The sequence below is a fragment of the Luteolibacter yonseiensis genome, from assembly GCF_016595465.1.
In the GTDB taxonomy this organism is placed as follows: Bacteria; Verrucomicrobiota; Verrucomicrobiia; order Verrucomicrobiales; family Akkermansiaceae; genus Luteolibacter; species Luteolibacter yonseiensis.
Genome location: NZ_JAENIK010000012.1, coordinates 509,385 through 520,252, shown reverse-complemented (window position 1 = coordinate 520,252; position 10,868 = coordinate 509,385). Strand labels below are relative to the sequence as shown.

Sequence of the window (10,868 nt, the reverse complement as noted above, 5' to 3'; positions counted from 1 at the left end):
CCGTCTGATGAGGAGCGAGAGGCGATGAGAACGAAGAATCATTTGAAAGGCCGCCATAGCAAATCCAACGCTGACTACCTGTAACAAGATCGCTGTCTCGCGATGCTGAGAATTAGAAGAGATCACACACATGAGAGAACAGATGATAAGAGTGCAAATGATTATGTTGAGTTTTGTAAACAAGCACTGAAAATACAACAGGCGAGTGGGTTCTTCCTTACAATTTTTTATCTCCGCACTGAAGGCTTTATCTCGCTCTTCGAGACGATTCTTTCTCTTCTCGTTCCACTCAGGAACCTTTCTATCGAGCATGCGCAACAAAAGCGACGATCCCATGTTGAGAGTGATCCCAAGAACAACTGTGGTTACCCAGAAGACAGGGGACGAAAATTGTGCCATAAGCTCCTTCATCCGAGAATCCCAGCACGTACATTTCCGGGACGCAAGCACGCTTCCCGGAATCGACTTGCCGTGATGAGACCGTTCGTGTAGCCGACTCCATGCGCAAGACCGTCCAGCAGTGGTTGAATCTCCCAAAATCTTCTTCGCTTTACGACCCATACCCCCCAGCGGGTGACATCGAGATGGGACTCGTTCACTTCGATGCAGTGCAGAACGCTTTCAAGATTTACCAGGGTGCGGAATGTGACGGAACCTACGACATAAACGCAGACAGGATCCTGAGTGGCGCGGGATTTCTAGACTTTCTGCTTCAGGTTCACATGAAGGAGTGGGTTACCGGACAGCACCTGAAGGATCTTCTCGATTGCGTGACGTGCTGGCTGCACCGGGAGCATGGAAAGCTGCCGCAAGATTTCTTCGATGTAATTGGCGGAATGAACATCGGATTGGACCACCCCGGGGCACCCTAGATTCTCGGCAGATACCAACCCTCTCACGAGTTCATCCGTCTGACCGGTTCTTCCGTCTCAGGCCGGAAGCTCTGCGGAGCCCTCGGGTTGGATGACGGCCCCCTTCGTGGGGCGCCGGTGAACGCCGGCGGCGGCCCGGGCGGCATCGGCCCGTCAGGATCGATCCCATGGCGTGCGAGATGCCAGCGCATATCGTCTCTATTTTCCTGCATTTCGTAGATGCTGTAGCCGTCACGTCTCGCGATCCGGTCCTCAAGCTCCAATAAATAGTGACGAAGGTAGTGGACCGCGACGGGATGGGATTCGTAGTAGGGTTTTCCGTCGAGGTAGTAAATTATCCCCCCATCGAGGTGAATCCTGGTCAGATCCCACCTCCGGCCCTGCTCGTCTTCGACGACGTAGTCGTTGGAGTCCCTGATCTCGATCACCTTTACGCGGGAGCGGTCCGCGAGTCCTACAGGCAGCTCGTATGGCATCACGTTCACAGCCCATCCCCACTCTCCCAGTTTCGGGTATTGTTGCAACATGCGTTCAGCCGAACACTTCGATTCGCCCGGCACAAGTACAAACCCCACGGCGACTATAGATCGAGTTCAGGAAAACAGATCTCCTTGGGCTGGCGGCGGGGGCGGCTCTTTTCTGCCCTTCAGGAAATTCTCTGCCTCCGTGAAAGCCAAGCCAACGGCAGACGGACCGAACTCGTGGAGTTCCCCAGCCAAGTAGGGCGGGATCTGAGATTCTTGAAGAACGGCGGGCATCCGATCGTGGACCGGCTCCATCACTTCATTCGGATCGGTCGTGATCATCGAGTAGCATTCTCCGTGCTGGCCATCCTCCCAGATCCCGGCGATCCAGATCGTGTCGAGATCCGGCCGAACGAAGCGCAGAGGGATCTTTTTGCCGTCCAACTCCACCCACTCGTAAAATGCCGACGCGGGAATGAGGCAACGGCGTTTCTGAAATGCGTCGCGCCACGGCCACCCCTTCAGTTTGTTCTCGCGGGAATTGACGACATTCTTGATCAGCGGCTTTGCTCCCGGCCTGGCCGACCTCACTTGCGTCGGGATCCCCCAGCGCATTTCCCGCAAGGAGCCATCCGGCATGATGACAGGAGCGATGTGCGTGGGACGGATGATCCGTGTTTCTGAAATTTCCAAAAGTCGTTGAACCGCCCGAGCGTCGAGGTAGCCCGGTGAACTGCCGCGCTTCTTGCTTCCGAGTTCGTAGGCGGTGCACATATCCGATCAGCACTTCCTGAGCATCCGAGCCTCCCGCTCGTAGAGCCGGGCAAGCCGGACACGGTCATCACCCTCCAGGGCGACTTTCACCTTCGACGGGACAAGCTTCATGAACCGCTCAATCGTGGGGACCGGCCCGATTTCCAGTGGAACGGCAAAGTTCCAGACGAACTGATTCCCCACCGGCTGGAACGGGGCGAGCGGACGACGTTTCACCTTTGATCTCGGCTTTTCCGCCCTCGGAAGCGGCTCGTGCAGGATGAGCGCGGACCGTTCAAGGACACTAGCCCGAAGGCGACGGCGATCGCGCCCGAAACAGTCTGCGACGAGCTGTCGGGTCATCCCCATGTCCCCGATCATGGTCCGCCACACCTCCAGCCGCGCACGATCGGCAATCCGCGATCGCACATGAGCCGTGATGAACACAGCCGGAATGGAATACTTTTCCGCCGTCCGATAGACGAGCACACGGCACTCCCGTGCGAGCGCTTTCGTCATTTTCCGATGGATCGGCTTTTCCATGGCCACGGTATTAAGCGATTTCACCGTTCTTGGCAAGATCTGCGCCCGTTACGCGCGATGTTCTCAGGTGACATCCTCCGGCAATGGGAGCGCCTCGCAATTACCACGAATTTCCACAGCCTGACGGAGAAACCTCCTCAATCATACGGATGGTGCCGAACACGACCGATGCGCGGCGGATGGCGGGAGCGTGGCGTCCCAGAGGATGCAACCTTGAGGAAACCCTGAGCACTCTGGCGAGGGCGACCCTGCGGCTGATCGACCGCGTTACTGGCAAAAGCTACTCGGCGGACGAATTTGAAGCGAAGATTCTTGCGAGCGTGGCAGCCGGCACAGTCCTGGAACGTGATTCCCCGCCCCTCGACGCAGGGCTCCGCATCCTCGGATCCCTCACCATCGATGGCGATCTAGTGACACTGCCAGACCTCATACCCACCGGCGGTGAGACGCCCGAGTGGACCGACACCGGCGAACCGGCAGATGAGATCGTCGACGGCTGGATTGTCGACTACGACACCATATCATTCCGCTGGAACATCCGGCGAGTCGTGGGAGGCGAGAACCTTGCCGTCTGGTATGGCACGGATGTCGACTCACCGGAGCTCGTGGAGGAATACTATCCGCTAAATTTCGGGCCCGTTCCCATCAGCGGTGTCGCCACGATCGAACTTATCGGCACCCCAGCGCAATACCTGCTCCAAATGGCCGTGGTCAACGGAGGTGATCAGCTCTATGCCTGCACCCGGCTGTCCCCCGTCCAATGGCTCCAGCTCGCCGGTTCAGGACAGAGGATTTACGCCGAATCATTGACCGTCGTCCACGCCACCCTCCTCAATGAAACTATCTTCAACGACAGGGCGGAATTCCGAGACAACGCCATCTTCAACGGAGCAACTGTGTTCACCTCGAACACCCATTTTTCTGGAAAAGTTGAATTGGGTCTCAGCAGCACCGTGACACCCGGAAGCAATGGAGGACTCGTATTCCAGGCCACCTCGAACACCTCGCTCACGGTGAAATATAAAGGAAACGACGGGGTGGTCCGAAGCGCGGCGATCCCGTTGTCCTGAAATACCTGCGCCCGTTATCCCCTGGCGAGTTCTCTGGCACATTCAGGGCATGATTCAGCTCTCAACCAAGCGGACGAACGTTACAGCCAATGAGGAGTATGCCCTCCCATGGGCAAAGGCGGACACCGACCAGCTCATCGAATGGGACATCACGGGCGGCTCCGCCACTGTGGAGATTGGCGTGATCGGACTCACGAGCGCCTTCCGCAAACTACTTCCCCTCGATGGTGTCGCGCCGGTCTTTGCCGCGAGCGGTGGAAGCTGCGTTGTCGAAACCCCCGCCAGCGGCCAGGTGTGCGTCAAGGTCACGTCTGCAAGCTCCCTCGCCATGGTTGTTTCTCAAACCGTGAAACCTCGCCGGAAATGATTTCACCATCGATCCGCGCGTCGCTCACGGCCTCGACATCAGGTCCATCCGTGAGCGGGGCATCATTTGACTCGGACGCGGCCGCGCGAATTGCGCAGATCGAGGCCACGAAGGGTTCACCCGTGACATCGGTGCAGCGGACCGCCATCAACAACTTCTTCCGGACTGAAAAGGCAGCGGGACGATGGAGCATCCACAAACGGATCTATCTCCCGATTTGGGCCAACGCCTCCGCGAATGCCATTGATCTCGTCACCGGAACAACCGGGACATGGGTCAACAGCCCCACCCAGGCAGCCGGCTACGTGCAGGGAAACGGCACCACCCAGTATTTCAACGTCGGATCGACCCCGGGCGCGCTCGGCGTGACCACGAGTTCAGGCTCCATGTGGGTTCTCAACCCACTGGCCGATCCGCGGGCCCAGGCGTCCTTGTCCGGCCTCGTCGGCGCGTCGACCGCGCGATTCTCGCTCGGGCAAGCCGCGAACCTCGACCTTGTCGCCGCCATCGGGGACGTGGCATCCCAGCTCAACGCCGTGGATTCCCGTCTCGGTATTCTCTTCACTGCAACCACGTCGTCGACGTCGAGATACCTGGCGGTTCGCACCACTGCCGGATGGTCCGTCCTGCAAACCTCCACGGCTCTCGACTCGACGGCGCTCGACAACATCAACGTCTACTTCCTCGCGCGGAACAATAACAACAGTGCGGCAATCACGCACTCCTCCGCGCGCTTCGGAGCCTTTGGCCTCGGCGCAGGCTTCACCCAAGCCCAGGCCGACTCGTTCACCGCCGCCATCAAAATCCTTTGGGAAACCTGCACCGGCCTCACCCTGCCATGATTGGATTCATTACCACCCCCGGAGTCTCCTCCTCCCTCACCGCGGCCATCGCGGATGCCCAGACCTCGCGGGGCTGGCCGGTCGTCTGGCTACTTCTCGGCATCCCCGTCATCACTGGCGAGCACGTCGGGAATCACTTCATCCCTGCGGATGACGCGGTTCTCGCCTGTCCGGTGCGCGAAGATCTCACCCCAGCAGACTTCCCGGAGTTTGCCGAACTCATTTCGCAGTTGGGAGGCCTCGATGCACGCATCGATCTCAATCCAGAAGCGATTCTCTCCCATCATGAGTGACGGCTGCGCCCGTTACGAGCGAGGTTCATTTGCGGGATGATCCGCGAAATGAGTTCCCATCACATCCTCGACGAGCGGACAGCAAAAACCACACGCCTCGTTGATGACGCACCAGCGTCCCGAAATGTCAGTCCGAAGAATACGGCGCTGATGATGGAACTGAGTGACAGCCAGGTAGATTGGCTGCTCCAGCAGGCGTGCGATCAATGGAGTTCCTGCTACGGCAGCCTCAGCACGTGGAGGGGCAAGATGACGAAGTGGGAACACATGTCGGAGGGGGACTATTCCGACCGTGTCGGGCGACCAGACCCGAACAACACGGAGTCCGTGAAAGACGTGTTCTCGGTCCAGAATGAATCCATCGGGATGAGCGAAGGATTCGTAGATTTCGCAACCGCTCAGGGGCGTGACGATATCTTCGGAACCTGGCCATGGCTCAAAGCCGGGCCGATCGGGCGGGCTGATGGAACGCTTGCCGACCTTATCACCAAGCACGCGACATGGAAACTTGATCAAAGCGACCTCGAACCCGCTCTGAGAGACGCGATCTCCATCGCGTGCTGGGGCGGCACGGTTTTCGTAAAGACACGGTGGGACCGGCAGGTCGAAACGAGCAAGAGACTGGTCACCGTCGCCATTTCCAAGTCCAAGAACGCTCCGTTCACAAACCCTCAAACGAAAGACTTCATCAAGTCCGAGGAGGAAGCCGCCGCGGCAAAGCTTGACGGAAACGATCTCGAGTGGAGGCGAACTCTCGTCGAGGAGACCACGGTGCACTACGACAACACCCGGACGAACTGCATCGACTTCAAGGACATAGCATTCGACAGCGCGGCACCCCACCTGGATCTCGCCTTCACGAACGTTTTCTGCAGGTTCCGGATGGGATTGCTCGATGTGATGGACCTTTACAAGATTCCGACGGATCGCCTCAACCAACTCAAAGCCGCATGTGCCACGAACGGCGAAGGAATCCGATCAGAGCGCGGCGAATCGAACACCGACACCGCCAGCATTGACGAGGATTCGGCGAATCCACCCATCTCATTGATCGATGGATATATGCGGTTGGATCCTCTCGGCACGGGCAAACCTGTTCGTATCCATTGTGTGTTCGCTCCGGAACTTCAGATCCTCTTCCGCGCGGACTACTTGAAAAATGTAACGCCCGACGGCGTGCTGCCGGTGTTCCCAGTCCGCGTGGCGAAGATCCCCGGACGCATCCTTGGACGGGGTTATTTCGAGAAATACGAGATGTCGAACGACTCCGTGGACCGCCAGCACAACTCGATCACCCGTAGGAACAAGCTTGCCTCCGAAGTGATTGCGGCCGTGCAGCCCGCAGCACTGCTTGATCCCGAGCCGAAAAACTACGTGCTCGACACCTCCAAGCCCGTGGTCCTCGGAGTGGATAAAAAAATTGAGGACTTCGTGCAGTTCGCCACCATTCCGGATTCCAATTCCCGCGCGGTCGAATTGATGAACACCCAGCTCCAGATGGCCCAGATGCGGAGCGGTATCACCTCAGCCGCCCAAGGGGAGCTGAAAGGGGTTCCAAACGCGTCGACGGCCACCGGCGTCAACCAACTCACATCCCGTGGCGCTCTCCTGCTGAAAGACCCCATCACACAGCTCACTGACGACATCGAACGGGTGGCGGGTTTCAACGTCGATCTGGTATACGCCAACCAGGATCGCGACGAGACGTTCGCATGGGGTGACGGCGAGGCTAGCGAACTGCTCACCATTAAGGCGGGCGATGTCCGCGGACTCCGGATGAACGTCTCCCTCCGACTGGTGCAGGCACAGAACCAGTCGAAGCTCGCGAACGCCCAGGCAGCCACTCAGGCATTGGCCAGTTACATCGCGCTTCCCGAAATGGAAAAAGCGGCTGCGCGTCCGCTCTTCATCGACCAGATCACCGCCCTCGGTTACAACAACGCAGAGGACATCATCCGGCAAGCAATAGCGGACCCCGCTGGCATCATCGCGCTGCTTCCTCCAGAGATCGCGCCCATCGTGGCGCAGGCGCTTACGGATGCTGGTGTCATGGCCCCGGCTACCGGGCTTGACAATGTGGATTCTGCGCCCGTTACCGAAGCCACCTGACCATGGCAGTCTGCGGACATGGCCAGTCCGCAAGATTACCACAAGTTCCCCGAGCCGCACGCGACCGCTGCCGGACGGAACAACCCCGAGCAATCTAGGCAGCCGCTATCGGAGGTGGCAAAGCTCTGGCGTCCGAAAAACGCAAACCTCGAAGAGGCGCTGGCCGCCACGGTATCACGTTTTACCCACCGGATCGTATCCGAAGATGGAAGAGCCTTCACGTTCGAAGAATTGCTCGCCTCGGAAGATCTCGCCAGTGCCATCGGCTTAACCCCGGTCCCACGGTCACCCGGAAGCCGCGCGGATCTGTGGGACGACTTTCATCGGACGGATACCGCGTTCGGAACCATAACCAATCCTCCCACAGGTCAGACCTACGACATCCGCTATGGCAATTCCTCCAGCAACTCTGTCCGGATCCTCAACAATAAGTTGGTCGGGAAAAGCCGCGAAGTTTACTACTTCGGCGGAAACATGCTCTCCGAGCCTTGTTTCAACATGGGTGCGGAGGTGGAATGGTTCACCCCTCCGGTGACCACTGGCCCCCAGTTATTCACGCAGCTCACGTTCATCATCAAACCGGACAGCGCGTGGCTGAATTCCCTCATACACATCCGCATCAGCCGTCTCGCCTGTTACGTGGAAGTCGCGACCAGTGGTGGCGCGGGCGGTCTTGTGGAGATCGCGTCGACGGTAGGAACCAACTACTCCACAGCGCCATTCTACCGTGCGATGGACGGTCCCACAGCGATCTATGAGGTGCAGATATCCGGAGACAATCTGGTGCTCACCTGTGACGGAACATCCATCCTCTCGGTGACTGACGCCCGCATAGGCGCCGTCAACGGAACGTGGGTATACTGGGAATCCTACGAAGGGGGAATCAACGATGACATGCGGATGCTCAAAATCTGGGCCAATGACCGTCGCCACGCCGGAGATGTGGGCGACCAGCGGACCATGCCCGCAAGCGGATTTCTGAAGAGCATCTCCGACGGCGGACTGAATTTCTACCGCGGTGGGACCATTCAAAAGGGCGATGTGATCGTGTCCACCGGCAACGTCCGGGCGGACTCTCTGCAAACTGTCCTCAACCGGGCTGCTGGAGGAGCCGGCATCATGCGAGCCTCCGGTCGGCTCAACGCCGCCAGTTCCCAGCCCAACCTCGGTAATGCGGCGGGGAGCGGGGACACAAACTGCGGTTCTTGGAATTCACCTCCCTACGTCATCAACGAAAACGGAGATCGCTACAAAGTGGAGATCTACGGAAGCTTCGCAGCGAACGGAAACAACAAGGTTGTGAAATACAACTGGATCGGCGGCGACATCTTCACCAGCGGAACTCGCACCACCAACGGCGGCACTTGGCGACTCGTCGCGAACATATGGAAATCTTCCAGCAATAACTGGAATTTCGATTTCGAATTCCGAGATTCGGCCGGAATCGTGACCGGATCGCTCTCGGCAGCCACCGGTATGAACAACACACTGGCTCATCAGATCAAGCTGCAAGGCGTAGCTGCGAACGATGCTATCACCCGGGCCATCTTCGTGAATGTCGAACCAAACTGAGAATGAAAACCGTATTCGTCGCCATTCTCCTGCTTGTCGCGAGCTGTGCGCCTCGCGCTGTGCTCGTGGAGCCGGTCGCTCCAGCCGTCACCAAAGCCCGCGCAAGCGTGGAGGCCGCCAACATGTCCTCCGCACGGTTGGAGAAGAACGTGGGAAGCATCCACACCGGAATCTCATCACTCGGTCTGGAGATCAACAAAGCAACCACAGAGGCTGATCGGCTTCGTAAACAAGGATCAGCCACGCCTGCGGAATTGGAAAAACAGTGGAAGGCACTCACGGGGATCCGGACCCGCAATCTATTCCTCGAAACCCAATCCACCGAGGCGGTGCAAAACGCCGCCGAACAACGATTCCTGAGAGAGACCGCGAATGCCCGGCTCGCGGAACTGGAGAAAACAGCCGTCACCAACGACAAGGGGGTGGAAAAGCTGAAAACCCAGATTGTCCGGCAGGAAGGTGACGCCGCCCTCGGTCGCTGGATGAAGCGCGGGATCGTCATCGGCGCAGTCGTCATTTTCATCGCCATCGCCCTATACATCGCAACCCGCTTCAGGATCCTCTGAAGCCAAACACAAGCCCACACACCCATGATCAAACTCATCCAATCCAACTGGCGCGAAGTCATCGCCGTCATCGTCACGATCGCGCTCCTCATCATCGGCCTCATCAGCCTCGGCAATGCGAATATCGCCGCCAGTTCCGCCGCCTCCACAGCGGTATCAGTCGGCGTCTCGCTCCTCGGTGGCATCTGCCACTTTGGCGTCGCTCTCGCGCTGGCGTGGTTCGCTCTCGCTGTGACCTTCCCCGAGGCCAACCGGTTCATCCTTTCCATCCGTTTCGACAACTGGTGGAGCCATCTCAACGACGACGGCAAGGCTCGCATTTCCCTGATCACCGTTGCCGTTCTGGTCCTCGTCGCAGCTCTCTGCCTGGCATCCGCATGAAATTGATCCTCACCTTCCTTGCGGCGACCATCCCCGCCGGCCCCTTGAGCATCTCACCGGAGTCGAAGGCTCTGGTCGTCGACTTTGAAACAGGCGGCAAATCATACTACGACGCCCGCCTCCAACGGCCTACGTGGCCTGGGGGCGCTTCCGGAGTGACGGTGGGGATCGGCTACGACATCGGCTACAACAGCCGAGCGGCCGTGCTTTCCGACTGGAAAGCGCTTCCGGAAGGAAGCCGCAACGCGCTGGCTTCCGCCGCCGGGATCAAGGGCGCCGCCGCCAAACCCCGCGCCGCCGCCTTGAAGTGGATCATCGTCCCCTGGTCCGCTGCAGAATCACTTTTCATCACCAACACGATGCCCCGCTTCGGCACGATGACAGCTAGTGCATTTCCCGGCGTAACATCGAGCCATCCTCACGTTCAGGGATCTCTGCTCTCAATCGTCTTCAACCGCGGTGCGAGCATGAGCGGCCCAAGTCGAACCGAAATGCGGACCATCCGCGATCATGTCAGCGCAAGCCGCATCCGGTTCATACCAGGCGAGATCCGTTCCATGAAGCGCCTATGGCAGAACAAAGGGCTCCCGGGCCTCATCCGCCGCCGCGAGGCGGAAGCCCTGCTCATCGAAAAATCGCTATAATCCTCTCCCCATCTATCACCCATGACCGCCCGCCAGAAGCTCGAAGAAAAAGGAATGAACCTCAACACCCTGCTGATCCTGTTTGCCACCGCAGGGGGCATTTTTACGGCCATCAAGGTGGGAGGACCACTGCTCAATGTCCCGGAGAAAATGGCGCAGGTGGACCAGCAAGTCAGCGCTGTCGCCGGACAGGCGGCGAACATCGAGAGAACGCAGGCCGTTCAGACCGAAGCCCTGAAGACACTCGCGGAAGTCGCCAAAGATTCCCGCGATCTCAGGCGCGACTTCGACCGCTCATCCGCAGAATCGGAGGCCAAGCATAAGGACACGGACAGGCAGTTGGAAGGCGTGAGCCGCCGCCTTGATCGCCTCGAATCGCGCTGAGCGCCCCA

At 58.8% G+C, this 10,868-nt stretch carries 14 protein-coding genes; 11 read left to right on the top strand and 3 right to left on the bottom strand.

Annotated elements, in window-relative coordinates:
• The first annotated feature begins 500 nt into the window (after positions 1 to 500).
• Entirely contained in the window at positions 501 to 872 is a 372-nt protein-coding gene (locus JIN84_RS17885) for a hypothetical protein (RefSeq protein ID WP_200352436.1), read from the top strand.
• A gap of 23 nt (positions 873 to 895) precedes the next feature.
• On the opposite strand, the gene JIN84_RS17880 is transcribed toward JIN84_RS17885, so the two are convergent.
• The 3 genes from JIN84_RS17880 to JIN84_RS17870 form a co-directional block, all read right to left on the bottom strand.
• Positions 896 to 1,399 carry a hypothetical protein gene (locus tag JIN84_RS17880; protein WP_200352435.1) on the bottom strand — a complete coding sequence of 168 codons (504 nt, stop codon included), beginning with the start codon at positions 1,397 to 1,399 and terminating at the stop codon, positions 896 to 898.
• A gap of 66 nt (positions 1,400 to 1,465) precedes the next feature.
• On the bottom strand, positions 1,466 to 2,110 hold the full coding sequence (locus JIN84_RS17875) for an SOS response-associated peptidase (protein WP_200352434.1): 645 nt from the start codon (positions 2,108 to 2,110) through the stop codon (positions 1,466 to 1,468).
• A gap of 6 nt (positions 2,111 to 2,116) precedes the next feature.
• A complete protein-coding gene (locus JIN84_RS17870) occupies positions 2,117 to 2,608 on the bottom strand; it encodes a hypothetical protein (protein WP_234043557.1) in 492 nt (163 codons plus the stop codon).
• A gap of 173 nt (positions 2,609 to 2,781) precedes the next feature.
• Here JIN84_RS17870 and JIN84_RS17865 point away from each other — a divergent pair, with 173 nt between their 5' ends.
• Genes JIN84_RS17865 through JIN84_RS17820 form a run of 10 tightly spaced genes read left to right on the top strand, consistent with a single transcriptional unit; the run spans position 2,782 to position 10,860 of the window.
• Positions 2,782 to 3,702 carry a hypothetical protein gene (locus tag JIN84_RS17865; RefSeq protein ID WP_200352432.1) on the top strand — a complete coding sequence of 307 codons (921 nt, stop codon included), beginning with the start codon at positions 2,782 to 2,784 and terminating at the stop codon, positions 3,700 to 3,702.
• 49 nt (positions 3,703 to 3,751) lie between these two features.
• The gene (locus JIN84_RS17860) at positions 3,752 to 4,069 is read left to right on the top strand and encodes a hypothetical protein (protein ID WP_200352431.1); all 318 of its coding nucleotides are present in this window, start codon (positions 3,752 to 3,754) and stop codon (positions 4,067 to 4,069) included.
• Positions 4,066 to 4,911 (top strand): hypothetical protein, encoded by an 846-nt coding sequence (locus JIN84_RS17855; protein ID WP_200352430.1) that lies wholly within the window; start codon positions 4,066 to 4,068, stop codon positions 4,909 to 4,911. The genes JIN84_RS17860 and JIN84_RS17855 overlap by 4 nt, the downstream gene beginning before the upstream one ends.
• Positions 4,908 to 5,204, top strand: coding sequence for a hypothetical protein (locus JIN84_RS17850; RefSeq protein WP_200352429.1), 297 nt, complete (start codon positions 4,908 to 4,910; stop codon positions 5,202 to 5,204). Before JIN84_RS17855 ends, JIN84_RS17850 begins: the two co-directional genes overlap by 4 nt.
• A 48-nt stretch (positions 5,205 to 5,252) precedes the next feature.
• Positions 5,253 to 7,313 carry a portal protein gene (locus tag JIN84_RS17845; protein ID WP_200352428.1) on the top strand — a complete coding sequence of 687 codons (2,061 nt, stop codon included), beginning with the start codon at positions 5,253 to 5,255 and terminating at the stop codon, positions 7,311 to 7,313.
• Between the two features lie 18 nt (positions 7,314 to 7,331).
• Positions 7,332 to 8,885: a hypothetical protein gene (locus JIN84_RS17840; RefSeq protein ID WP_200352427.1), complete on the top strand. Its 1,554-nt coding sequence runs from the start codon at positions 7,332 to 7,334 to the stop codon at positions 8,883 to 8,885.
• A 2-nt stretch (positions 8,886 to 8,887) separates the two neighbouring features.
• The gene (locus tag JIN84_RS17835) at positions 8,888 to 9,451 is read left to right on the top strand and encodes a hypothetical protein (RefSeq protein WP_200352426.1); all 564 of its coding nucleotides are present in this window, start codon (positions 8,888 to 8,890) and stop codon (positions 9,449 to 9,451) included.
• Positions 9,452 to 9,475: 24 nt separating this feature from the next.
• Positions 9,476 to 9,832: a hypothetical protein gene (locus tag JIN84_RS17830; protein ID WP_200352425.1), complete on the top strand. Its 357-nt coding sequence runs from the start codon at positions 9,476 to 9,478 to the stop codon at positions 9,830 to 9,832.
• Positions 9,829 to 10,476, top strand: coding sequence for a lysozyme family protein (locus tag JIN84_RS17825; RefSeq protein WP_200352424.1), 648 nt, complete (start codon positions 9,829 to 9,831; stop codon positions 10,474 to 10,476). The genes JIN84_RS17830 and JIN84_RS17825 overlap by 4 nt, the downstream gene beginning before the upstream one ends.
• A 21-nt stretch (positions 10,477 to 10,497) precedes the next feature.
• Positions 10,498 to 10,860, top strand: a complete 363-nt coding sequence (locus JIN84_RS17820; protein WP_200352423.1) for a hypothetical protein — start codon at positions 10,498 to 10,500, stop codon at positions 10,858 to 10,860.
• Positions 10,861 to 10,868 lie beyond the last annotated feature (8 nt).

Coding starts and splice junctions, on each gene's coding strand:
- JIN84_RS17885 (WP_200352436.1), top strand. CDS start 501: ATGCGCAAGACCGTCCAGCAGTGGTTGAATCTCCCAAAATCTTCTTCG.
- JIN84_RS17880 (WP_200352435.1), bottom strand. CDS start 1,399: ATGTTGCAACAATACCCGAAACTGGGAGAGTGGGGATGGGCTGTGAAC.
- JIN84_RS17875 (WP_200352434.1), bottom strand. CDS start 2,110: ATGTGCACCGCCTACGAACTCGGAAGCAAGAAGCGCGGCAGTTCACCG.
- JIN84_RS17870 (WP_234043557.1), bottom strand. CDS start 2,608: ATGACGAAAGCGCTCGCACGGGAGTGCCGTGTGCTCGTCTATCGGACG.
- JIN84_RS17865 (WP_200352432.1), top strand. CDS start 2,782: ATGGTGCCGAACACGACCGATGCGCGGCGGATGGCGGGAGCGTGGCGT.
- JIN84_RS17860 (WP_200352431.1), top strand. CDS start 3,752: ATGATTCAGCTCTCAACCAAGCGGACGAACGTTACAGCCAATGAGGAG.
- JIN84_RS17855 (WP_200352430.1), top strand. CDS start 4,066: ATGATTTCACCATCGATCCGCGCGTCGCTCACGGCCTCGACATCAGGT.
- JIN84_RS17850 (WP_200352429.1), top strand. CDS start 4,908: ATGATTGGATTCATTACCACCCCCGGAGTCTCCTCCTCCCTCACCGCG.
- JIN84_RS17845 (WP_200352428.1), top strand. CDS start 5,253: ATGAGTTCCCATCACATCCTCGACGAGCGGACAGCAAAAACCACACGC.
- JIN84_RS17840 (WP_200352427.1), top strand. CDS start 7,332: ATGGCCAGTCCGCAAGATTACCACAAGTTCCCCGAGCCGCACGCGACC.
- JIN84_RS17835 (WP_200352426.1), top strand. CDS start 8,888: ATGAAAACCGTATTCGTCGCCATTCTCCTGCTTGTCGCGAGCTGTGCG.
- JIN84_RS17830 (WP_200352425.1), top strand. CDS start 9,476: ATGATCAAACTCATCCAATCCAACTGGCGCGAAGTCATCGCCGTCATC.
- JIN84_RS17825 (WP_200352424.1), top strand. CDS start 9,829: ATGAAATTGATCCTCACCTTCCTTGCGGCGACCATCCCCGCCGGCCCC.
- JIN84_RS17820 (WP_200352423.1), top strand. CDS start 10,498: ATGACCGCCCGCCAGAAGCTCGAAGAAAAAGGAATGAACCTCAACACC.